Origin of the sequence: Stieleria magnilauensis (assembly GCA_007753675.1) — a bacterium.
GTDB lineage: Bacteria > Planctomycetota > Planctomycetia > Pirellulales > Pirellulaceae > Stieleria > Stieleria magnilauensis.
Genome location: CP036432.1, coordinates 2,828,158 through 2,850,560, shown reverse-complemented (window position 1 = coordinate 2,850,560; position 22,403 = coordinate 2,828,158). Strand labels below are relative to the sequence as shown.

At 58.2% G+C, this 22,403-nt stretch carries 18 protein-coding genes; 10 read left to right on the top strand and 8 right to left on the bottom strand.

The features are described from left to right. Positions 1–6: 6 nt before the first annotated feature. Together TBK1r_RS10140 and TBK1r_RS10135 are read right to left on the bottom strand one after the other, a co-directional pair. The gene (locus TBK1r_RS10140; RefSeq protein ID WP_145209670.1) at positions 7–255 is read right to left on the bottom strand and encodes a hypothetical protein; all 249 of its coding nucleotides are present in this window, start codon (positions 253–255) and stop codon (positions 7–9) included. 87 nt (positions 256–342) lie between these two features. Then, a complete protein-coding gene (locus TBK1r_RS10135) occupies positions 343–1,017 on the bottom strand; it encodes a sigma-70 family RNA polymerase sigma factor (RefSeq protein ID WP_145209667.1) in 675 nt (224 codons plus the stop codon). Positions 1,018–1,558: 541 nt separating this feature from the next. Between TBK1r_RS10135 and TBK1r_RS10130 the strand changes: the two genes are divergently transcribed. After that, a complete protein-coding gene (locus TBK1r_RS10130; protein WP_145209664.1) occupies positions 1,559–2,380 on the top strand; it encodes a class I SAM-dependent methyltransferase in 822 nt (273 codons plus the stop codon). Here TBK1r_RS10130 and TBK1r_RS10125 read toward each other — a convergent pair. Continuing rightward, positions 2,334–3,806, bottom strand: coding sequence for an AAA family ATPase (locus TBK1r_RS10125; RefSeq protein WP_145209661.1), 1,473 nt, complete (start codon positions 3,804–3,806; stop codon positions 2,334–2,336). The genes TBK1r_RS10130 and TBK1r_RS10125 overlap by 47 nt on opposite strands. Positions 3,807–4,163: 357 nt before the next feature. Here TBK1r_RS10125 and TBK1r_RS10120 point away from each other — a divergent pair, with 357 nt between their 5' ends. Both TBK1r_RS10120 and TBK1r_RS10115 read left to right on the top strand, forming a co-directional pair. Further along, positions 4,164–4,757 (top strand): hypothetical protein, encoded by a 594-nt coding sequence (locus TBK1r_RS10120; protein WP_145209659.1) that lies wholly within the window; start codon positions 4,164–4,166, stop codon positions 4,755–4,757. 253 nt (positions 4,758–5,010) lie between these two features. After that, positions 5,011–6,366, top strand: coding sequence for a TlpA family protein disulfide reductase (locus TBK1r_RS10115; RefSeq protein WP_419581190.1), 1,356 nt, complete (start codon positions 5,011–5,013; stop codon positions 6,364–6,366). A 457-nt stretch (positions 6,367–6,823) separates the two neighbouring features. Here the strand turns inward: TBK1r_RS10115 and TBK1r_RS10110 are convergent, their stop codons facing one another. Next, positions 6,824–8,152: an IS4 family transposase gene (locus TBK1r_RS10110; protein WP_419580149.1), complete on the bottom strand. Its 1,329-nt coding sequence runs from the start codon at positions 8,150–8,152 to the stop codon at positions 6,824–6,826. Between the two features lie 439 nt (positions 8,153–8,591). Between TBK1r_RS10110 and TBK1r_RS10105 the strand changes: the two genes are divergently transcribed. Next, a complete protein-coding gene (locus TBK1r_RS10105) occupies positions 8,592–8,825 on the top strand; it encodes a hypothetical protein (RefSeq protein WP_145209655.1) in 234 nt (77 codons plus the stop codon). Positions 8,826–8,992: 167 nt separating this feature from the next. Here the strand turns inward: TBK1r_RS10105 and TBK1r_RS10100 are convergent, their stop codons facing one another. Together TBK1r_RS10100 and TBK1r_RS10095 are read right to left on the bottom strand one after the other, a co-directional pair. Further along, on the bottom strand, positions 8,993–10,495 hold the full coding sequence (locus TBK1r_RS10100; RefSeq protein WP_145209651.1) for a TAXI family TRAP transporter solute-binding subunit: 1,503 nt from the start codon (positions 10,493–10,495) through the stop codon (positions 8,993–8,995). 65 nt (positions 10,496–10,560) lie between these two features. Continuing rightward, the gene (locus TBK1r_RS10095; RefSeq protein WP_145209648.1) at positions 10,561–12,060 is read right to left on the bottom strand and encodes a type IV pilus twitching motility protein PilT; all 1,500 of its coding nucleotides are present in this window, start codon (positions 12,058–12,060) and stop codon (positions 10,561–10,563) included. A 264-nt stretch (positions 12,061–12,324) separates the two neighbouring features. Between TBK1r_RS10095 and TBK1r_RS10090 the strand changes: the two genes are divergently transcribed. From TBK1r_RS10090 to TBK1r_RS10075, 4 genes are all read left to right on the top strand, one after another. Next, on the top strand, positions 12,325–12,936 hold the full coding sequence (locus TBK1r_RS10090; protein WP_145209645.1) for a hypothetical protein: 612 nt from the start codon (positions 12,325–12,327) through the stop codon (positions 12,934–12,936). After that, on the top strand, positions 12,926–13,354 hold the full coding sequence (locus TBK1r_RS10085) for a transcriptional regulator (RefSeq protein ID WP_145209642.1): 429 nt from the start codon (positions 12,926–12,928) through the stop codon (positions 13,352–13,354). Before TBK1r_RS10090 ends, TBK1r_RS10085 begins: the two co-directional genes overlap by 11 nt. Positions 13,355–13,415: 61 nt before the next feature. Beyond that, positions 13,416–14,285, top strand: coding sequence for a 4-hydroxy-3-methylbut-2-enyl diphosphate reductase (gene ispH, locus TBK1r_RS10080; RefSeq protein ID WP_145209639.1), 870 nt, complete (start codon positions 13,416–13,418; stop codon positions 14,283–14,285). Then, positions 14,282–15,787 carry a B12-binding domain-containing radical SAM protein gene (locus tag TBK1r_RS10075; protein WP_145209636.1) on the top strand — a complete coding sequence of 502 codons (1,506 nt, stop codon included), beginning with the start codon at positions 14,282–14,284 and terminating at the stop codon, positions 15,785–15,787. The genes ispH and TBK1r_RS10075 overlap by 4 nt, the downstream gene beginning before the upstream one ends. 43 nt (positions 15,788–15,830) lie before the next feature. On the opposite strand, the gene TBK1r_RS10070 is transcribed toward TBK1r_RS10075, so the two are convergent. Beyond that, the gene (locus TBK1r_RS10070) at positions 15,831–17,978 is read right to left on the bottom strand and encodes a dockerin type I domain-containing protein (RefSeq protein WP_145209633.1); all 2,148 of its coding nucleotides are present in this window, start codon (positions 17,976–17,978) and stop codon (positions 15,831–15,833) included. 1,315 nt (positions 17,979–19,293) lie between these two features. On the opposite strand from TBK1r_RS10070, the gene TBK1r_RS10065 reads away from it, so the two are divergent. Both TBK1r_RS10065 and TBK1r_RS10060 read left to right on the top strand, forming a co-directional pair. After that, positions 19,294–20,457, top strand: a complete 1,164-nt coding sequence (locus TBK1r_RS10065) for a peptidylprolyl isomerase (protein ID WP_419581189.1) — start codon at positions 19,294–19,296, stop codon at positions 20,455–20,457. Positions 20,458–20,514: 57 nt separating this feature from the next. Continuing rightward, complete coding sequence (locus TBK1r_RS10060) at positions 20,515–21,156, top strand: hypothetical protein (protein ID WP_372898057.1); 642 nt, start codon at positions 20,515–20,517, stop codon at positions 21,154–21,156. 397 nt (positions 21,157–21,553) lie between these two features. On the opposite strand, the gene tsaB is transcribed toward TBK1r_RS10060, so the two are convergent. Continuing rightward, positions 21,554–22,282, bottom strand: coding sequence for a tRNA (adenosine(37)-N6)-threonylcarbamoyltransferase complex dimerization subunit type 1 TsaB (gene tsaB, locus TBK1r_RS10050; protein WP_145209627.1), 729 nt, complete (start codon positions 22,280–22,282; stop codon positions 21,554–21,556). Positions 22,283–22,403 lie beyond the last annotated feature (121 nt).

The window sequence follows — 22,403 nt, the reverse complement described above, 5'->3', positions numbered from 1 at the left end:
CCACTGTCAACTTTTCGTGGGCAATTCCACGTAGACTAACGGAAGTTGCGAATCCAAGTCCTCCTTGAGTGATTCGAAGCGACGCTGACGAGCGATCGCATCTTGGAGCGCCGTCAGTAAACCACTGTTTTCCTTACAAAGCTCTTCAGCCGATACCGGTGAACCTAAGTCTTCCGCAATTAAGAACTCGTCTAGCAATTCACCCACTTTCGGGTTCAGAAGCTCTTCCGGATTCTTTTCGTCGGGCTGATTCATGCAAAGATTTGAACCCAAACGCCATTCGCGTTGCAAGTCACCATTTGCCTCTTGGCCACAAAACGTAGGCCGGGATGAAATCGCCGATCAGTTGAAATCACCCAATGCACAAATCAGTCGCTCGCAAGCGAGTCGGTAGTTTCGCTGGACGGTTCGGATACTGACACCCAGTTGTTCAGCAATCTCCGACTTCTTCATCTCGTCGTACCAGCACTTATGAAATATCTCCCGTTGCAATTCAGGTAGATTGTCGACCGTGCAGTGAAACTGCAGCCAATCGACTCTGCGCTTCATTGGAGTGAATTCAGACGCATGGACCTCCTCCACTCTGAGCCCTCCGTTTTCAGCGATCGGTGTAGCGTAAGCTGTGCGAATAGACCGCCGATGCTGCCGAGCCAGCCTCAGAAAAGTCCACTTCACATGAAGAATCGCAATGCGGCGCAAATGCTCCTCAGAAGTCGGGTTCACCTTCTTCGAATTGATGGCGTCAAGCAACGATAAAGTCGCCTGCTGAGCAACATCACCAGTCATTTCCCACCGGCGAAGTTGCGGAAAACGCGAGAAAGAGTGCCGACACGATTCGGCAATCCAGCTGCTCACGAGCTCTTGCCAATTTGAAAGATTTTCGATCTTCGCTTCCAACGATGCGGCGCTTTGTCCCAATGTTTTCTGCTCGGCCATGCTAGCATTTTTGTTTCCAGAGACGCATTTTTCAAGAATACGTGTCGCGGATTTCTCTGGCTGCGCGAGAAAAGGTGCCATCCGGTCCTGATACCTTTTCTCATCCGTCGTTCGATCGCATCTCGCCAACGCGGCCTAATCCAGCTTCCAAACGCGGATCACAGGCTTCGGTGGACGTTTCCGAGAATCTGGTCCGGGCTTTCAAGGAACGTGCGCTGAAGCATTTTTGCCGGCCGTGTTCGGTCGATGCAAACGACAGCACGCTCGGTTTTCAGTGCGTGTTGCTCGATCGGGCAAGACGATGGGGGCAAAACGATCACAGCCTGAAATTGTTTTGCCCCGATTGTTTTGCCCCCAAATGTTTCGCCGTTCGTTCGAGGATAAGGCAACGATCGTGCAACGGGACAGATAGGACAGATGGGTCCCATCTGTCCGATCGGTCCTATCGATCGCGACACCCTCCGGCGTGGCGGGTGGACTAACCTCCTGCAGTCATAGAGTCCGCCAATTGCGGTCGGTGTCGGAGACCGACGACTATCAGGGATTCCTGGACTGGTCGAACTGCCCGAGCGGTGGAAACGTGCCGCGTTCGATCTGATAGGAAAACAAAGAGAGGTTCGGCATGAATGAAGCTGATGTTCTGGAACACAACCGACGGGCCTGGGACAAGCTGGTCGATTCGGGAGATCGCTGGACGCGGCCGATCAGCGAGTCAGCGATTGAAAAGGCAAGGGCCGGCGAATTCGCCATCGTCTTGACGCCCACCAAACCGGTCCCCGCCGAATGGTTTCCTCCGTTGAGCGGGACGGCAACGCTCTGCCTCGCCGCGGCGGGCGGGCAGCAGGCTCCCCTCCTTGCCGCCGCCGGGGCCGACGTGACTGTATTGGACAACTCGCCACGCCAGTTGGACCAAGACCGCTATGTCGCCGAGCGGGATGGACTTGAGATGAAATTCGTGCAGGGCGAGATGGCGGACCTGTCCAGGTTCTCCGACCAGTCTTTCGACTTGATCGTTCATCCCTGCTCCAACCTGTTTGTCGCCAATGTGATTCCGGTCTGGAACGAATGCTATCGAGTGCTGCGACGCGGCGGAGTTCTCATGGCCGGATTCACCAACCCGATACGATATGTCTTTGACGACGAACGCAAAGAAAATGGGAATCTGGAAGTCCGCTACTCGATCCCCTATTCCGACTTGGATCACCGCCACGAACCCCACATTCAATCCGCGATCGAATCGGGCGCGCCCCTCGAATTCGGGCACACCCTGGAGGACCAGATCGGAGGGCAACTCGCCGCGGGCTTCCTGTTGACAGGATTCTACGAGGACCGATTTCCCATCTCGGACCAAGATCCACTCTCAAGATTTCTCGATACCTTCATCGCGACCCGCGCGATCAGGATTCCAGACACTCGTGCCCGGCGCCGAGCAACTTGCGGTTGAGTGATCCACCCTTGAAGAGCATCTCGTCCAAGGCGGCTTCGACGTCGGCGTGGATCAGGTCGGACGTTGCATCCGACCGTTCGACGCAGAACTGGGTCGCGCGGCGCATCAGCTCTTTGATGAACGCTGCGCTGACGCCATCAGTGCGACGCACGATCTCGTCGATCAACGACGGTTCGAGCGATTGCCGCGGCGCATAGAGCGACACCAGTTTTCGCCGCCCTTCGCCATCGGGCAGGGGAAACTCGATCGCTTGATCAATTCGCCCCGGCCGTGAGGCCAAAGCGGCTTCCAGTGCTTCGGGTCGGTTGGTCGTCAGCAGGAAAAAGATTTCGGCGTCCTCCTTCAAGCCGTCCATCTCGTTGAGCAGTTTGTTCAGCAACACTTCTTCGCAGACGCTGTCCATGCTGGTTCGGTCTCGGGCGATCAGGTCGACATCCTCCATCACGACGATGCTGGGTTGAAGCAACCGTGCCAGCGTCATGTATTCGCCGAGCATCCCGACCTGTTCTGCCGAGATCAAAATGGTGGTATGTCCGCGGAGTGATCCGGCGAGGTGGTGGATGGTGTGCGTCTTGCCCGTTCCGGGCGGCCCGTAAAAGAGGATCCCCTTTTTCTTGGACAGACCGAGTTGACACAATCGCTCGCGGCTGCGAGCAAAATCGATGACGTTGCGTTCCAGAAGCGTCAACGTTTCCGCTGGCAAGATGACTTCGTCACGGGCGACCGTTCGCAGTTGGTGGACGGTGATCCCACTGGATTCACCCGTGAACGAGTGCTCGGCTTGTTCGAGCGAAAGGATTTTTCCCCGATAGGATTCGCCACGCGCCACCGCATCTTCGAGTTGTTTGAAGAACGACTGAGCGAGTTGGTTGCCGTCGGCAGTGTTGGGGATGCCGACTTGAAACTGCATCCCGGTGACCTGCCCGTATTGCCCGCAGGGGCTGAGCATGACGGCAAAGCGAACGCCGTCCGATTCCAGCAACCAAAGCGCATTTTTGAGTACTTGAAGCGGACGGTCTTCACCGAGATCGAGTTCTTCGTACTCTGGCGGGATCGCATACGCGGGGTTGTTCATCGTTTCCAAAATGCAATCGGTCAACGTCGGGGCGCAATGCGAATACTCATTTCTGACGCCGAAGAAATGCTTGATAGTGATGTCTCCGGCGAAGACCCGATCGATCGTGCGTTGCAAATCGGCTCGCATCCGAAACGGAAACCGCCGCTCGGTGATGGTGATCGCCGACACCGCGGTCGGCTTGAAATGCGCCTTCAACAGCGGTGCGACCAATCGCGCCGAGTCTTCGTCGTCCTCCTCGCAGGACTCCATCATCGTGAACGAATTGGATCGCCAAGCGAACGCCAAGCCGATTCCGACCAGCGCGCCGACCAGCAAGCCGGCAAATAGCCAACCTAGGTATGCCATGACCACGATAAATTCACCCCGCCTCGAGCGTTTGATTGATTGTTGATGGAAACGACAATCGGCAATTGTATTGGGTTCGCCGTCGCTGGGTTTTCTGTCTCTGTTGCACCCGCGGTCCTGCCCACCCGGTCGCCTGGGGCATGATCCGACGCGCGCTCATCGCGGGCCCCGCGAGCTGGGGAAAGTGCTAAGGGATCGAGGGATAGACCGGTCAGGCCGTTGTTGCGGGTGATGTTGTTCTGCGGAGGGGGGATTTGGCCGGTGCGGATCAGCGTTAGCCCACCCGTTGCAAAGGGCAAGCTATGCATTAAGCGATGTCTGAAAACCCGCATCCATACTCTGCTCCATCGAACCACAATGACCGACTTTTCGGCACAACCGTTCGCCGCGTTTAGCCAATCGATCTCGTTCAACTCCACGCTGGGTCTCGTCGTGATCGTCGGGGCGGTGCTCGTCACGATTGCTTCTTACCAGAGATGTATCCTGTGGTTTGGTGACGCAACGCCAGGCTATGTCGCCTGCTTTGGGTGGATCTTGGGCATCTCCGTCTCCAATTTTATTTTGGTCTTCGCCTTCTCAGCCCTGATGGGGCCCGCCGGCGGACGAGTGCTGCTGGTGTTCGCCTGTTTTTTGGCGGTGTACTGGACGTCTTGTGCCGCCAAATGTGGACTGATGCAGTCGATCTTTATTCTGTTTGCGCACTCGATCTTTTCGGGTCTCGGGACGGTGTTGATTTTTTGGGCCGCGGTGGTGTTCCAATACTTGGTGGTCACGACCGAGCAACCCGTCACGTCGTCAGCAACTGCGACCCCGGTGATGTTGCAACCGGTCGACGCCTCGACGGCAGCCAATCCGGTCGGACTGCCGCCTGTCCAACCGGTTTCGGGGCACGATTCCCCGTCTCAACGCCGTGCGGTGCCGGGAACGAAGGCGAATCCGTTTTTTCAGTAGTGTGATCGCGTGGCCGGTATCGTTGTGCCGTTGCCCGGTTCTGCAGGCTCCTACCCACCCACCCGGCCGGTCCGCCCCGAACCAGCTCAACGCTCTCCCAAGGCCGCGAACTTGGTCAATGGCGGTGGCGAACCGTTGCCATTGGGGTGCCGACGCGATAGCATCGATTCTTCCGGGGGTCGCTCTCCCGATCCACATGCTTTACGGGAGTCACGGTGTTATGGGATCTTGCAGTCTTACTTTCTGTCGACGATTGATTCAATCGAAGCCATCCGTCTGGACCTTCATGTTGCTCACGCTGTTTGCCGTCTCCGGCGGCTGCAAAGAATCGAGTCGGGATGAGGCGACCGATGGCTTGGAACCGCCGGTGGTCCACGATTCCATGGCCGCGGATTCCGACGACTCGCCGGCGACGGTCCCCAGCACCTCGGATGATTCTGAATCGGATCTGCCGGGCAAGCCGCTGCCGGAGAAACTGGCCGTCGGGGACAAGAGTCCTGGTCTGGCAATTGCGAAATGGGTTCGTGGCGAACCGGTCGAAGAACCACTTCGTGATCGTGTCCACGTGGTTGAATTCTGGGCGACCTGGTGCGGCCCCTGTCGTGCCGGTATGCCGCACATCACCGAGCTGCAATCCGAGTTCGCCGACGACGTCACCTTCATCGGTGTGACTCGCGAAGACGAAGCGACGGTCGAAGGCTTTCTTGCTGACAACGCAACAGGCGAAAAAACCTGGGACGACATCATCGGCTATCGACTGGCGATCGACGAGAACGACTGGATGAACTTGGCGTACATGAAGGCCGCCGGCCAAGGCGGAATCCCGTGCGCCTTCATCGTCGGACGTGATGGAGTCGTCGAATGGATCGGGCACCCCGGGACCATTGATGAACCGCTCAAGAAGATTGTCGACGGAACCTGGGACCGCGAAGCCGCGATCGCCGAATACAAACAGCAAGAACAGTTGCAGCAGCTGTCCGCAGAAGTCGGCAAACTGCTGCGAGCCCAAGATTGGGATGCTGCGTTGGAGCGACTCAATCAATTCGAAAAGGAATTCGGATCGTCCAAGACGCTGCTCAACTATCGCGTGAGGGTTCTGGAAATCGCCGGACGAACCGGCGAGGCGGCGGTGGCTCGTGAAGCGTTGGTCGAATTGGCCTGGGATGATGCGATGCTGCTGGGGCAAATCGCTTGGACCACCGCGACCAATGGCGACCCCTCGGATCTGGAACTCGCGCTCAAAGCTGCCAAGCGGGCGTCCGAGTTGCAACAAAACGAAAACGGGCCGATCCTCGATACGTTGGCGCGATGCTACTACGAGCTCGGACAGCTCGATGAAGCCATCAAGTACCAGCGGATGGCTGTCGAGCATGCCAACGGACAACGGCAAATCGAAGCAACGCTCAAGGGTTACCTGGACGAAAAGGCCGAAGCCGAAAAGGCGGATTCGGCTGAAAAGTCAGAGGAAATGAAGGCTGAGGAAGCGGAAGCGAAGGAAGCAGAAGCTAAGGAAGCAGAAGCTAAGGAAGCAGAAGCTAAGGAAGCAAAAGCGAAGGAAGCGGAAGCGAAGGAAGCGGAAGCGAAGGAAGCGGAAGCCGACGAAGCCTAAAGGGGCATGACGTCGGCGTAGCCGTCTCGCCGTAGGCGCGCTTTGCTTTTGGGGCGTGGATCTTGCGAAAGCTCCCCCACGCCCTATGAGGTCGTGCCGTTTTTAGGTCGTTGATCAAAATGGGTTTTCGTCACTCTCCCCGGGGGCATTGGTATCGACACCTCTTTTGCATGTCAGATCGGTTCTGAGTGGATGGCTTCGGCCAACGGCCGTTTACATCCATAGAGGTTCCTGGGGCGGCGCAACCCTCGCAAAGGCTCGGTTTGCTTGCCCCAGGCTATGGATATGCATGCCCTTTGGGCAAAAAGCGTCTGGTGTAGATACCAATGCCCCCTGGGAGAGTCGAGCGTAGTGTGGCGAGGGTTTTTGTTGCTGCTCGGGACGCAACCCTGACCGGCGAAGTGAACACCGCGATTGACCGTTCGACCTCCCCTCGCTTCGCTCGATCCCATAGGCATCAAGTTAAGGAATATTCGAGCAAGTTGGGATCGCGGAGCAATTCCGCAGTTCCCGGCTTTTTCCGCCTTTTTGTTCGCTTGCAGATCGGTAGGACTCGGTTTCGGATTTTTGCGAGATATTCGCAAAGTCTTGAATGCGATACGAGGCAACTGGCCAATTCATCCATCCAATTTGCAAGCCGCTTAGCTATCTTTGCGAAGCTTAGCGATGAATTCTCGAACCAGCCCGCCAGTATGACCAACCACTGCTGGAGAAGTGCACCACAGAGGCGGACCCAAAACCGGGCCATCGAAATGGTGTCCGTGCGCCCATCCATCAGATCGATCTGGCAGTACGTTTTCCATCGCTTGAAGAGCAATTCAATTTGCCAGCGGCTGCGGTACAAAACGATCGCCTCTTGGACGCTCAATTGCTCTACTGCAAGATTGGTGGCTAAAAAGTTCCAGTCGCAAGCCGCCAAGCGGTCCTGACTCGGTGTACGGCCCTTCTTTTTCGCCCGTTTGCGAACTTCCCTGCGACGTTTCGCGGCGATTGCCTTGGGGATTCGCCATGCGATCAATCGGCAGTCCAGCGGAGTGCCTTGGCCGACTGTGACGTCGCAGTCGATCAGTGAGTCATTTTGTCGGCTCAGCCAAGCAACTAGCCCTTCGGAGTGATCGTCCACCTTGATTTTCACGTTGTAAAGCAATCGCGTCAGGAAAAAGGCTCCCCACGCTGCATAACACGAAAGGACGGCGGATGAGAAATAGCCGAGGTCAGCGATTCGAAGTGAGCCTTTCTGGAGTGGCACGACTTGACGGTTTGTTGCCTGATCGGGCGACTTCCCTGGTTCGAGTTGAATGCACTGCAACTCCCCATTGGCCAGGTCAAGTTCGGTTTGAAGCTTCACTGCAGCGGTATTGTGCTCCCCTACACCGCCACAACCTGCAAATTCTGCTGCCAAACTCGGCGGCAAGCTGATCACCGAACTGTCGATCAGCTTGACCGACGTAAATCGTTCCAAAAGCGGGGCGAGCTTCGACTCGGAGTGCATGACCTGCATACTCATCTTGGCAAACAGCGAACGAAAGAAGGCGACCAATTGATCGCTATATCGTTGCTCAACGGCCTGGGGAGAAATCGTCAGCCCCACAGAAGCAGCCATGCTGGCAATGTCCTCCTCGTTGGCGGTCGGTTTGGCTAGCATGGCCAAAATGAACGACTTCGCGAGCGTTGAGGCATCAAACTTTCGTCGTCGTTTGATGACCTTGGATTCGGCGGCAGATTGCTCGGCAAGTTCTCCGAAACTGGTCTGTAACAAAGTGGCCAATCGATCTATGGTCTTCACGGCGGAAACTCCTTCTTCCGAGGTTGTGGTGATAACTACCTCATGAAGGTTTTTCCGCTTTTTTTCTACCTCAATTCCTTAACTTGGTGCGTATGCCCCTCGCTTCGCTCGATCCTCCTGCCAGGAGGGTGACTTTTTCAACCGCACGTCCTCCGACCCGAAGAGCGCGTAGCGGCGGAAAACTCGGTAAGCGGAAGACGCGAAAATAGCAGACCTGTACGCCCGTTTCAGCGGTGCCCTACACGCCCCTTAGGGTGAAACTGGATGCCGCTATCGGGGTGGATGGTGATCCTTGCCGAGATGAGATTGACGGGCGGGGTGGGAAGCGAACAATCTGGAAGTCCGTTTCCGTCGAGTCGTGGTCGTCACCAGTTCGCAACTGTTGGTTGCCATCGCTCCAGCGGGGAATCCGTTCCATCCGATCAAGTCAAGGAAGCAAATGATGCCTCACGCTCCGTCGACACTCTCCGAAAGTGAAATCGCTCAAATCGAGCAACACAAGTATTTCTTAAGCGAAAAGGCCGGCTATGACGTCGGCTGGGAACACGCCGAACAGGATTGGCGTGAACACTTTGGGCCACAGGCCGCCACTGCCGAGTCCGCCCCGGCAACGGTTCGTCCCAAGGGTCTCGGCGGGTTCTTTAAACGGTTGATTTCCCGAGCAGCCGTCTAGCGCGATGCCCGGGGAACATGCCCGGGGAACTTGCCCCGAGACGATGCTCGTTCCCAGGTTCTACCTGGGAGCGAGTCAAAATCGCCGGTCGCGCGATGCGTGACATCTGGCTCAACTCGCACCGACGCTGTCGCTACGAGATCGCTCGACGTCGGTGTGTTTCGCACTTATGAGTCTGCGATCCCGTCGGGCGCTTGGTCGGGGCGGGGCGGCGCGGCCGCGGCAGAATCTTCGGCGGCAAAATGATTCGGGGCAGATGGATCGGCCGGTTCGGAAGGAGCCTCGTCGTCGGCCGCAGCGGTTTGATCGAGTTCGGCAATCGCATATTGGACACGCCGCTGAACGAATTCGACGTGCAAACGCAGATTGTAGAACTCTTCCATGTAAGAAAGTGGAACGGATTTCAAGTCATCCAGTTCGCCTTGCATTTGAACCAGCGTCGTGACATTTTTCTGCAGCCGCTGGAGATCCGATTCGTTGCGCAATTCGGACTCGATCCCCCGCAAGATCTCGTACCATCGATAGATTCTCGAGCGGATCCGCCAGCGATACAGCGGCGGTGCCATGCGGAACAACGGCAGCAGTAACGTCAACGCCGGCAACAGCAAGATCTTTCCCCGACTGATAGCCGATGCGACCCAAAACGGCAGGTACTTTTGCAGGAACGGAGGCCCATCTTCAAAGTACACGCGGGCCGATTGGTTCAGCGGAAACTCGATGAACTCGGTCGATGGCAGGCGGCCCGGTTGCAACAAGCTCTCACGCCCGCGATGGGTTTGCGACGCCGCCCGCAACAGCAGGGGAATCAGCGCGTCGTGCAGCGATCGGGTGGCGATCAAGTTCGCCGCCGGCGCGATCAGTTGAACGTCTTGGTGGGGGTAGTCATGTTCCAAATCAATCACGCCGCGTTGCAGTGTGACGGCGGTCAAAAACGGGTGACGCCGGACGTATGCATCGTCCCGTTGAAAGCTCAGCAGCTGGATGTCGGGCGAAGCGATCATCTCGCGGACCAACGTCGATTGCGGCGACAGGACGAACATGGCGACATCGACCTGACCGTTCTTCAGACGCTCGGCCGCTGCGCGGCCTCCGACTTGCACCCGAGTCGAGCCGGCGTCGGCATCAATCCCATTTTCGTCCAACAACAACGTCGCGATCGATTCGGTTCCGCTGTCGCTGCGGCCGATCGCGATCGTCTTCCCTCTCAGGTCGCGCAGATCGGCTAGCGTTTCGTCGCCGCGATAAAACACCCAGAGCGGTTCGAAGTAGAGGCTGGCCAAGGCTTCGATTTCGACCACGCCGCTGAATGATTTCGGCGCCGTGCCGCCTTGAACGATCGCCAAGTTGACTTCCGGATCGGATTCCAACAGCCGATAATTTTCGATCGAACCGGCCGTCGGACGCAGCTCCAGCGTCACGCCCTGGCGTCCCAGGTAGTCGCGGTATTGCATCGCGAATCGGTGGTACGCCCCATCGTCGGACCCGGTCGCCATGACGATGGTGCGTGGCGGAGCCGGTTGGATAAAAAACCAGGCCAGGGCAAATCCGAACAAGACGACCAAAAATCCACCGCCCCAGACTTTGAGCAGCAAGCCTCGCAATTGGCGCCGCGTTTCGCGAAAGTGCTCGGTCAGCAAACTTTCACGGTGATGGTTCGTGTTCTCAGTCAAATGCTCGTTCCCGAATCACTTCGTTGGTCCATTGGGCCATTCGGAGACGACCGAGCAGCGCGCGTTCAGTGTTGCTTGATCGAATCGATGGTCGGTGGGGCGTAATTGCCGTGCCACATCTGTTCGAACGTGTCATGGTTGGCGGCATGCGCCACCGCCTCATCATGAGTGATCACATCCTGTTTCGCCAGATCGACCAAATACTTCTCAACGATAAACGATTCCGACATCACTTGCTGCATGCCGGCGCGAATTCCCTGGGCATCGCCGGACATGATGCAGTCGGCGATTTGTTTGGTGTCGTTGAACAGAAACTCCAACGCGGGAATCCGTCCGCCCTTGACCTTGGCAACCAGACGCTGGCAAATGATGCATTTGACGCAATCGCGGAGTTGAAGCCGCACCAGGTCACGTTCGATCGGGTCAAAGAAACTGACGATCCGAGTGACGACCTCGGATGCCGTGTTGGCGTGCAGCGTGCTGATGACCAGGTGTCCCGTCGCCGCGGCACTGATCGCCGAGCGGATGGTATCGCTGTCACGCATCTCGCCGACAAAGATGACATCCGGGTCCTGACGCAGCGCCGCACGGACGGCTTCGTTGAACGATTCGACGTCTTCGCCCACCTGACGCTGAGAAATGATCGACTTCTTGTTCACCTGAGCGTACTCGACGGGATCTTCGATTGTCAGAATGTGCCGGGCTTGATTTTGGTTGATCCAATCGATCAACGAAGCGACCGTGGTCGATTTCCCGCTGCCGGTCATCCCGGTGACCAAGACCAACCCGAAGTGCAGGCCGCCCAACTTTTTCATCACATCGTTGGGAATCTGAAGATCATCAAAGGACGGGATCGCCTCGGGCAAAAAACGTAACGTGCAATGGGGAACTCCGCCACGAATGAATGCCGAGACCCTGGCGAATCCGACACCGACCTGATGGTAACGAAAACTGCATTGCGAATGTTCCTGGTACTCTTTCCAGTCCTTTTCCGGCGCGATCTCCTTGATCAACGCCGTGATCTGCTCGGCCGTCAGGGGATGCCGTAAGTCGGATCGACGAATCGCATTGTCGACGCGGAACACGGGATCGGCGTCGGGGTACAGATGAAGATCGCTGGCGCGGAACTTCACCATCGCCTCCATCAAACGATGCGGGCGAAGCGTCTCGCGGCGAAACCGCTCGCCTTGAAAACGCCAAACGTCCGGCAACAGCAGCTTTCCGGAGATCTCCTTGATCGCATCCATGGAAGCGGCGCTGTGATGCGCCACCTTGAGAAACTCAACACAGAAAACGCCTTCTTCTTCAGTCACCGCGGCGTTGGGGGGAAATGATTGGGCGGATTCCCCGAGTGCCATGAGCGTCTCGGCATCGGCGCCGATGCGAATCTTGTAGGAGTCGAAGGGGCCATCGAAACCCTTACGCAGCGCTTGCAGTTCGATCCCGCTGGCGTGTGCGACGATCTTTTTCGCCCCACCGTACGTCCGGCGAATCTCGGCTTCGATGATCTCGGCAATCACCGCCAAATCAGATTGCTGTCCGACGCCGATAATCTTCTCTGCCATGGCTTGTCCCCTGTTCGGTTGGCCATCCTGTCCGTCTGCGTGACTCCCTGATTCTCGACCTGACGATCGCCCCGGTCAATCGTCAGGCCTGCTGTGGCGATGGCGAAACCACAATTCGATCCCTGGCGACATGGCGTCACCGCGGTCGCCGCGTGATGCGTCGTCGACCGCCGCAGGCGGATAAAATGTGGTTGACGGACCGGCACAGGCTCGTATACTTTGCAATGCAAAGTAAGTCGATTCTCTCCGATCCGGACCACTGTGATGGAACTTCGCGAGGCGCTTCGCCAGATTTCCGAAATACGGGCGTGTGTCGCGCGGAGCGAAATGTTTCGCGGCTATCGATCGGCAACCGTTGGCTTTTCCGCAGTGATCGGGATGATCGCCGCGGCGTTTCAATCGCAATGGGTCGCAACACCGGCGACGGATTTGGGACGTTATTTGGTCGGCTGGGTTTCTGTCGCCGCGGTCAGCGTGGTCGTGGTGGCCGCCGAATTCATCTGGCGCAGCGAGATCAACGGCGCGGGGCGATCGCGCCAGATGACGCGTCTGGCGGTCGAACAATTCGCGCCATGTATCGTCGTCGGGGCGTTGATGACGCTGTCGATTTATCGTTACGCCCCCCAGGTCGGCTGGATGTTGCCGGGGCTGTGGGCATTGATCTTCGGCCTCGGCGTGTTTGCCTCCTATCGTCTGATGCCACGTCAGGTGTTTTGGGTCGGGGCCTATTACATCGCCTGCGGTTGTGGGTGCCTGCAATGGGGACAGGGCGAGAACGCATTTTCTCCGTGGCTGATGTTCATCACCTTCGGCGGCGGCCAACTGCTCAGCGCCGCGATTCTGTACTGGTATCTGGAGCGAGCCGATGCCCGCTAAACGAAACTCGAAATCGACAAGCTCGCAGCCTGCCCCTGCCGGATCGGGACGATTCGCCTACGGCGGACTCGATCGCGTCATGCATGAAAAGGCTCGACTGGGCATCCTGGCCTCTCTGGCCGCGCACGACGGTGGTTTGCTGTTCAACGATCTCAAACAACTCTGCTCACTCACCGACGGAAACCTGAGTCGTCATCTGGGCGTCTTGAGCGACGCGGGGCTGGTCGAAATCTGGAAGGGCACCGGCGGGACACGGCCCCAAACCATGTATCGCCTGACCGACGTGGGACGCTCCCGTTTTGCCGACTACATCAACGAACTGGAACGCGTGATCGCCGACGCGCAACTCGATGCCGCGCCGCGGGCCGAATCCTCCAGTCGCCGCCAGCGGGATGCTCGTGGCTGGTCTTCGGCCTGAGCGACGTCTCTTTTTTTACTTATTCACTTTGTATTGCAAAGCCAAGACAGCAGGACCTTCCATGAACGTGATTCGCGCCGACGAGATGGGGATGTGTTTTGGTGTACGCGACGCGTTGCAGATCGCCGCGGAAGTCGAGGATCCGACTGAGGTGACGATTCACGGTGAACTGGTGCATAACCGGATCATCAACGAGCGGCTCGCCGATGCGGGGTTTCGGCAATCCGATGAACAGCATCGTGACTGCCGCGCCGAAACCCCGTTGGTCTTGATCACGGCACACGGCGTCAGCGATGCCGAACGCGAACGTTTGCGGTCCGCCGGCAAGCAATTGATCGACACCACTTGTCCGCTCGTTCGACGCGTTCATGACGCGGCAGCTGAACTTCGGGCCGAGGGTCGGCACGTCATCGTGATCGGAAAGAAGGGGCATGTCGAGGTCCGGGGGATTGTCGACGATCTGGATGCCTACGACGTGGTCGCCGGCGTCGAGGACGTTCGGGTTTACCCGTCGAATCGGCTTGGCGTTTTGAGCCAGACGACGATGCCGAGCGACGTGGTCGAATCGGTCACCCGAGAGATTCATCAGCAGAACCGTGGCGCGGACATTCGCTTCGTCGACACGGTTTGCCACCCGACCAAGCGTCGGCAAGCGGCGATGTTGACCTTGCTCGATCGCGTCGACGCCGTGGTTGTGGTCGGCGGAGCAAACTCCAACAACACGCGGCGGCTGGTCGAACTTTGCCGGCAACATGACAAGCCGGCCTTTCATGTCCAATCGGCCGACGACCTCCGGCCGGAATGGTTTGATGCCTATGAAAACGTGGGATTAACCGCCGGCACGTCAACGCTGGACGAAACCATTGATCAGGTGCACCGCACGCTGCTGCGGCTGGGACATTGCCCCGAAGAAACAGGACGGATGAAATGAAACGTTGGGTCCCCCGCGCGATGCGGATCGCTCCTGAACTTGATCCGCACACGCCCACTGCTCCGGTCCGCGAACGTCAGGCGTTGTTGATCAACCCGTTCTATCCTAAGGATCCGCACGCCAGTTTTGGCAAACATGTGTTGACGCCGACGCTGGCGCTGACCAGTGTCGCCGCCAGCACCCCGGCCGATTGGGATGTCCGGTATTGGGATGAGAACCTGCTGCAGGGTCCGCCGCCGAGCGACCCGATGCCGGCGGTCGTCGGCATCACGGTCCATCTGACGTTTGCCCGGCGTGCTTATGAACTTGCCCGCTGGTATCGCCAACGCGGATCCGTCGTCATCCTGGGCGGGTTGCACGTGATCTCTTGCCCCGACGAGGCCGCACCGCACGCCGACGCACTGGCGATCGGTGACGGGGTTGCCCTGTGGGGGCAGATTCTGCGTGACGTTGAAAACGGCTGTTTGCAAGCGATCTATCGCGCTGACTTTCGTCGACCCTATCGAGACGATCCGCCGCCCCGCCGTGATCTGTTGCCCCGCAAAAATTTCTTGACGACATCCAGTCTGATCGCGACTCGCGGCTGCCACAATCGCTGCGGGTTCTGCTACCTCTCGACCAAGGGCTTGCACATGCCCTACCTGATGCGGGATGTCGAGCAGATCGCCGAAGAGTTCCAACGCGACGGGCAACCATATGCCGTGTTCACCGATAACAACCTGGGATCAAAACCCGAGTATTTGAGACAGCTGTGTCGCGCGCTGCGACCACTGGAGAAAATCTGGAGTGCCGCGGTCAGCATCGATGTGACCGACGATCCCAGCTTGGTGCGTGAGATGGCGCTGGCGGGATGCACCGGCGTGTTCATCGGGTTTGAATCGTTGCAAAACGACAACATCACCGACGCGAAGAAGAAAAGCCCGAACACCGAAGACTACGCGCGTCGCGTCGCCCTGTTGCACGACAACGGCATTCAGGTCAACGGAAGTTTTGTGTTGGGGTTCGACCACGACCGCGAAGACGTTTTTGAAAACACGATTCGCTGGGTCGAAGAGAACCGTCTGGAGTGTGCGACGTTTCACATCATGACGCCCTATCCGGAAACACCGCTCTTTCGACAGTTGGAATCCGAGGGGCGGTTGCTGCATCGCGATTGGAGCAAGTATGACACGGCCAACGTCGTGTTTCGGCCCAAGCACATGAGTCCCGAACAGTTGGCGGCCGGTTATGAACTCTGTTACGACCGGCTGTTTTCCCACACGTCGATTTGGCGTCGGCGTCCAAAAGACTGGCGTGCGGTCCCCGCCTATTTGGCGATGTCGTATTTGTACAAACGCTCCAACTGGATGTGGCACCTGCTGATCAAGTATCGATTGACCGCGGCGGTTTGGCGACCGCTGGTGGAATGGACGCGGCGGCGACACGTTAGATTTCGTCGCCGTTTGGAGGCCAAGCCCGAGACGTCCCGCCGCGGCAGCACCGTCGTTTCGGCCGGGGTGTAGGAATAGTTCACGCTGGGCGTGACGGGTGTGTGCGATCAAGATGTCACTGGAACGATCCGATGCCGTCCCAGGCAGCGAACCATTGATCCACCCTTTCCGGTCGCAGACGATCATCGTCATCATCGGGATCAATCAATGGACTCGGCACAGCGACCGACGAACGTGTCGGCGGCTGCGACGTCGCTTGCCCGGCTGGCGGTGGCGGTTGCAGGGCCAAGAAATTCAGGACGTGGAGCGCATCGCGTGGCGTGATGTCCCCATCGCGGTTGACATCGAAACGCCAATCGGTCGCCGTCGGAAAACCCGATGCGAGTCGATTGATCACGTTCAAGGCATCGAGCGGAGAAACCTGATCGCGACCGTTGACATTCAGCGGATTGAGCACCGAGGTGAGCGCCCGATCGAGTTCCGCTTTGCTGACCAGGTCCGGAGTCACCGGATCGGGCGCACCCGGCAGTGCCACTAGGTCGGCATATTGGTTTTCAAAGGGGGCAAAATCGCCGACATCCACGATGCCGGAATGATTCAAATCCACGTACGGTGGCGCCACGCTGGTCGAGTTGCCGAACCAGTAGGCGAACGTCGCAAAGTCCAACAGGTCGACGCGGGCATTGCCGTTCCAATCCCCCTTCAAGACGAAGAACCGGTTGATCCGATCGCCGGTCCATGTGAATTGGGGGCCGGAGGTGACGGCCGGTGAAAGCACCAATCGGTAGCGGCCATCGGGTAGCTGTCCCTGGTCCAACTGGATCGTGATCGTCGTACTACCCGGTACAAAGGTGACTTGATCGTTCCGCAGCGTGATCTCGACGGGCGTTTCGAACCCCGTCACTCCCAAATTGGTCAACACCATCCCGCCGGAGGGAATGCTTGGGATGCTGGCTCCAAGTTCGATCACGATGTCACGCAACTGACTGCGTTGCCGGATCCAAGATGTGGGTTGCGTCCCATGCGGCAGGTTGCCGGGGTCGCTACGAAGCGTGTTGAGCCTGACGACTGGGGGATCGGCCGGGTCGCCGATGATGGTTCCGACCGCCGACGCCATTGTGCCGACCAGGTAGGGGCGTCCGGTCATTTCCAATTCACGCGACGCGTCACGGGTGAACTGGTTGACCGACAGAAGCGTGTGTCCGGCAAACGCGAAGCTGTCGTTGCCGTCCAACGCGAGCCCGTAAACGTCGATAAAGTTCTCGCCCGGATCTTGCGCGGGTTTAGGGGCATTCTCGATCGTGCCACCGGTCCCCGGCGTCTGGATTTCGATCAGGGAATCAAAGCTCTCACTGGGGCGTCGTGCCGAAAGCACCAAGTGCCCCGCCGAAAGGTAATCGAGATCACCGCTGGATTTGTAATCGCTTGCCAGTAGACGGGCCGCCAGTGCACCGTCGATATCGAAGACCGTGGTCACGTTGTGAAGGACGAGCAGATTGCCGGACTTTTCCAGATCCAAAAGTTTGAGATCGAGGAAGTTGGCGCCGACGGCAAACAGGTCACCCGATTCGCTGCCGAAGTCGCCGTTGCGACTGTCGATCAGGGCATTGGCGCGGGGGATGCCGTGGAAGTTGATGAAGGTCGATGCGATCACGCCGGCGTTGATTTGGTCTGGGTGCACTTCGTACAAGCGATCCGCCGTGAGCGCGATCAGGTCACCGTCGTCGGTGAACGCGATGTCGGTGATCGTTTGGGGGGCGGCAATCGTGCCGAGGACGTGCACACAACCGGTGTCGACGTCCACGGTGGCCAACCGATTTTCATCATCGACGACATAATAATCAGTTTGCCGTCGGGTGACGAAATGAGCGGCGGCGCCGTAGACCGGTCCAAACTCGTCCGCCGCGACGATCGTCACGACGATGTTTTCGTCACGTTCGATCAGGTTGTCCCGGATCGGCTTGACCGACAGCTTGACGGTCGACTCGCCCGGATAGAACGTCGCCGTCGCGGTCACCGGTCCGGTCGCCGGAGGTTCGTCGGGGAAGAAAATCGTGTCGTTCGTGATCTCGCGAGCGGTATAGTCGACGTCGTAGAGGGCGTCACCGGAGAGTTCAAACTTGACCGTCAGAAAGTCCTCGGTCTCATCACGCGTCATCGAATAGACGATGCGTTTGAGCGGGTCTTCGGCGATCGCGACCGGCGATTCGGCGGTGACCGAAATCGTCGCGACCAACAACCGACGGTCCTCCAAGGTTTCCACGCGGTGACGTCGCGACCGAATCGATGGCGTCGTGGACCGATTTCTAAGCGGTCGTCTGCGTTTGCCAGTCAGGCTACGGGGCCACATGGAGCTTGCTGCGGGAGGAGGGGATGCAACGCTATGAAGCATTTATTAGCGGTAGGGCGGGAGCCCTCCGGTGTTCGGGTAACGCTGGTGAACCGGAGGGCTTGCGCCCTGCCGCTAAAACCTCGAAAAACACGGGAAATTAATGCTTCACCGCGCAAGGGGGAACAGGTTCGGACGCAGCCAAACGACCACTGCAGAAGGCGTAACGTGCACCAAAACCCCGCCCAGAGTGTCATTTTCAGGCATTCCAAACTGCTCGGTGAGACTGTTTTGACGCGCCATTGTGCTTGGAGGTGCCCGTCAATTCAGCCGGGAAGGGTATTTTTTTAGGCTGCCCACCCAATCGACGGGTGTGTCGCACCTTTTATGCCCGGCGGATGGGCTGGGGGCAAACGATTGATTGGTCAAACGATTGATTGGTCAAAAAATTGATTGGTCAAAAAATGGAGTCAATGAGCAGCAGCCACCTTTCCGGGACCAACATGTTTTGACCACCCCATTTTTTGACCATTCTTCGAAGCCAATGCGGCCCCGACGAAAACGGAATCTTGGAAACGTCAGAACAAACGAGAGGGGGCAGACTTTGGTTGGCAAACGGCTTCGGTTGCAATGCCACGATCACCGCGAGCTGACGAAGCGGGGGGGGCATGCCGATTGTTCAGAAGGAACGAGATCTTCTTGCGTTTGCAAAGGTGCTCGATGAGGCGTGGGTCGCGGACCTCTGCACCAAGGTCGCTTCAGAAGTCTTGCCATTCAAGACGATGGTGTATCGAGCATCGGGGCGCTGCGGTGCAGCGCCCCGATGCGGGCGGATGTCCGAAGTGGAGCAGCTACCGAAGACGGTTGACCCAGAAACCGTCGTCAGTCGCATTGAACGCTCCGACCTTTCAAATGAAAGGACAGGAAACGATTCCCGCAAAACGTTTGCCTACGTTCGAATATCCGCCTGTGTGTTGGTGTTTTCATCGGGTTTTGGCCTGGTTCGGTCGCGTCGGCGGCCGTCAGGTCCAAGCCATGAACGCCGAAATAGTCGCCCACCGGTGGTGCTGTCAATGGCGATCTGGATTTCATTCCCGACGACGCGTGCCCAGGCTCTGGACCAGCACCCGCGACTGACCTTGTTTTCAGCCGTTGGTGCAGCTTACAAGGCACTTCAACCCGTTCACCACCACCATTTCGCTGCGGGCGGATGATGCTTTCCAACCAACCCTCTTCGCCACCACGATCGGTGACCGCCCAGTCAGCGCTGCGACTGTTGGCCGTTGCCGTGTTGACCTGCGTTTCCATTCCATCGACCTGCGCGGTGCACGGTCAAATCCCCGCGCCGCCGCCGGCGGATCTCGCGCCGCTGCCCGATGACCCGGCCACCATCATGGCCGTCGTGGGCCAATCGCCGATCTTGTGGGGTGACATCCAGCCGAAAGTCGACGGCCGAATCCAGCAAGTGCTTAAGGAACAAAACCTGAAGTTACCCCCGGAGCAACTTGCCCCGGCGAGAATGAATCTGGCCCGCGGTGCGCTGACCCAGGCGATCCAGACCAAGATGATGAGCGAATCGTTCTTGCTGGAACAAGTCGGCACCCAAGCAGCTTCGAAACGACGCGAAGTCAGCGAGATGATGACCAGCCGGGCGCGGCAGATGTTCTTCGAAAACGAGCTGGAAGGACTGAAAGAAAAATACGGGACCGAAGACCTGACGGAACTCGATGCCAAGCTGCGTGAAACCGGAACGTCCTTGCGGGCACGTCAGCGTGAATTCACCGACATGATGCTCGGTCACATGTACATGCGCAGCAAGATCGAAAAAGATCCCACCGTGACGATCGCCGAAATCAATGCGTCCTACCAACAAGACATCGATACCTATCGACACCCTGCCAAAGCACGCTGGGAACAACTCTCGGTGCTGTTCGCCAACCATTCCTCACGCGAGGAAGTGCGGAAATTGATCATCGAAATTGGTCGTGAAGTCCACTTCAATGAAGGCTGGAAAGAGACCGCTCGAAAAAAGAGCGAAGAACCCTTTGCCGCTGATGGCGGGCAACATGACTGGACGAGCAAGGGTTCGTTGGCGTCCAAGCCGATCGAAGAACAGGTGTTTTCGATTCCGCTCAACAGGATGAGTGAAATCATCGAAGACGAGCAGGGGCTGCACATCATTCGCGTGCAGGAGCGGAAGGAAGCGGGCGTGACACCGCTGGCTGAGGTGCAGGAAGACATTCGCGAGCAGATCAAAAAAGAAAAGGTCGCGGCGTCCCAAACCAAGATGATGCAAGAGATGCGCAAGAAGGTTCCCGTCTGGTCGATCTATCCCGACGACGTGCCCGGGGCGAAACCGTTGCGGCCGACCAGCACGGCGACACGGCCGGCATCCGATTCGGATTTTCGATAACCATCGACGAACCGCTCGCGGTTTTGGCTACGCTCCACTCCATCCATGGCAAGCAGGATGCTTACCCCACGACTACCGAACACAGCGTCCGTCCTGTTGGTGTTGAGCGTGTTGCTGGTGTCCCAGGGATGCGGACAGTTGGCTTATCGATTGGATCGCCGCGCGCCGGAGCAATTCATTCCCAACCCGTTGGAGTTGCCGCCGCTGGACGACCAATTTGTTTGGTCCCAGGTGGTCGACACGGTGGACGACTACTTTCGCATCTCGCGAGAGCAACCCGTTCAAAACTCCAACAACTTTTTGTTGGACGGGCGAGTGGAGACATCGTATCGCGTCGGGGCGTCGGTGTTGGAACCGTGGCGGAAGGACAGCACGGCAGGGTTCGAAGCGTTGCAGAGCACGCTGCAATCGATCCGTCGCAAGGCGACCGTCATCGTCCGGCCGCGCGGTGCGGGCTACAGCGTCGAAGTGATCGTGCAGAAAGATCTCGAAGACACCGATCGGACGCAATACGCAACCGAAACGACGGCGACGCGGCGTCACGACGGCACGATCGTGCGGCAGGTCGGCGGGGCGGGTGATTCCCCTCAGACATTGGGTTGGATTTCGCTGGGCCGCGACACTTCACTGGAACAACGGATTTTGCGGGACATTTTCCAGCGGGTGACCGAACAAGACGCTCGACGCGCCCACCTATAGCTTTTCTTGGAAACTAATTTTCCGTACCGCCGCCGCCGATACCAACGCTGCTAAGCGGTCGAGTCGACACCGAGCGTTGGCTCGCGGCCGGGCCATTTGTCGCCCCACATCCGTCCACTTCCAAGTGATTTTGCCTATATGATCGGGTTCTCTTCGCAAACCGTCTCATTCGACAGATTCTGCCGACACGTCGAAGCTTACTTGTGCCGGATCGGTCAATTGGAACCGGGGCAGTTCCCGATGACCCGTCGCCAAGTGCTGCGGGGCGGAGAATCGTGTGGGCTTTATTTTTGCGTGCACGGTCCGCGGAGTGTGAAATTGACCGCCGTTTACGATCATCGCAAAAAAACGACGATCTATTACGGCACCGACGGCGTGCGTCGCAGTCAGGAATCGATCAGCGTGAAGCTGCCTTCTCCTCAGCCGCACTCAGCTTGAGATAGCGGGCGGCCAAAGAAAACGGATCGGCGTAGCAGGCCGGCGGCTGGCTAGTCGATCCGGCGACCAGACCGGCCGCGACCCACCCGACGCCAACCGCGTCGCAAGGTTCGACCGGGTGCAACGTTTCGGCGACCTGATCGGAAACAATGGAGCGATCCCCCGCGATCGCCCAATCGGAACGGTCGAGTTTGTCGGCCACCCGCAGGTCCCAGTCTTGCCTGGAAACCACCTCGGCGCGATCATGACAGTGGTGGATCAAATTGTCGCGGCACAGTTCCTCGCGGGAGAATTCGGCCGCGAAGACTTGGCGACGGTAGGCGTTGAGTCCGACCAGGACGTTCGCGGCGCTGCTTTCCCCCAGTTGGCGGTCCGGCAGGTTCACCGCAGCGATGGCCGCCAACGATCCGACCGGGATCACGGGCAGAGCGAGCGCGTAGGCGAGCGTTTTGGCCGTGGTGATTGCGATTCGCAGGCCGGTGAACGATCCCGGGCCCACCGCCACCGAGATCGCGTCCAGGCTCAAGCCGCGGTCCTCGCACCAGCGAAGCGAGGTGTCCAATTGGCAGGCGATGTCTGCGGCGGTCCGTCGCAGGACACCGAATCGGCAATCCCACAGCACGGATTTGCCGTCCAATACCGCAAGCGATCCGTTGGTTCCGGTGGTTTCGAGGGCGAGCTGAATCATCAATGGTCGTAACGAAACTAGAAATAATGCGGCGTCCGATGCTCCGATTCGCGTCTCTGCCGTGGGATTGTCGCGAAAATTTGATTACCTTTACAATTCGCTGACCCGATGGATTCGTTTA

Bases quoted from the DNA above. Each gene is read 5' to 3' on its own strand.
- TBK1r_RS10140 (WP_145209670.1), bottom strand. From the start codon at position 255: ATGAATCAGCCCGACGAAAAGAATCCGGAAGAGCTTCTGAACCCGAAA.
- TBK1r_RS10085 (WP_145209642.1), top strand. From the start codon at position 12,926: ATGCCCGCTAAACGAAACTCGAAATCGACAAGCTCGCAGCCTGCCCCT.
- TBK1r_RS10060 (WP_372898057.1), top strand. From the start codon at position 20,515: ATGCTTACCCCACGACTACCGAACACAGCGTCCGTCCTGTTGGTGTTG.
- TBK1r_RS10105 (WP_145209655.1), top strand. From the start codon at position 8,592: ATGATGCCTCACGCTCCGTCGACACTCTCCGAAAGTGAAATCGCTCAA.
- TBK1r_RS10130 (WP_145209664.1), top strand. From the start codon at position 1,559: ATGAATGAAGCTGATGTTCTGGAACACAACCGACGGGCCTGGGACAAG.
- TBK1r_RS10095 (WP_145209648.1), bottom strand. From the start codon at position 12,060: ATGGCAGAGAAGATTATCGGCGTCGGACAGCAATCTGATTTGGCGGTG.
- tsaB (WP_145209627.1), bottom strand. From the start codon at position 22,282: ATGATTCAGCTCGCCCTCGAAACCACCGGAACCAACGGATCGCTTGCG.
- TBK1r_RS10120 (WP_145209659.1), top strand. From the start codon at position 4,164: ATGACCGACTTTTCGGCACAACCGTTCGCCGCGTTTAGCCAATCGATC.
- TBK1r_RS10075 (WP_145209636.1), top strand. From the start codon at position 14,282: ATGAAACGTTGGGTCCCCCGCGCGATGCGGATCGCTCCTGAACTTGAT.
- TBK1r_RS10135 (WP_145209667.1), bottom strand. From the start codon at position 1,017: ATGGCACCTTTTCTCGCGCAGCCAGAGAAATCCGCGACACGTATTCTT.
- TBK1r_RS10125 (WP_145209661.1), bottom strand. From the start codon at position 3,806: ATGGCATACCTAGGTTGGCTATTTGCCGGCTTGCTGGTCGGCGCGCTG.
- TBK1r_RS10090 (WP_145209645.1), top strand. From the start codon at position 12,325: ATGGAACTTCGCGAGGCGCTTCGCCAGATTTCCGAAATACGGGCGTGT.
- ispH (WP_145209639.1), top strand. From the start codon at position 13,416: ATGAACGTGATTCGCGCCGACGAGATGGGGATGTGTTTTGGTGTACGC.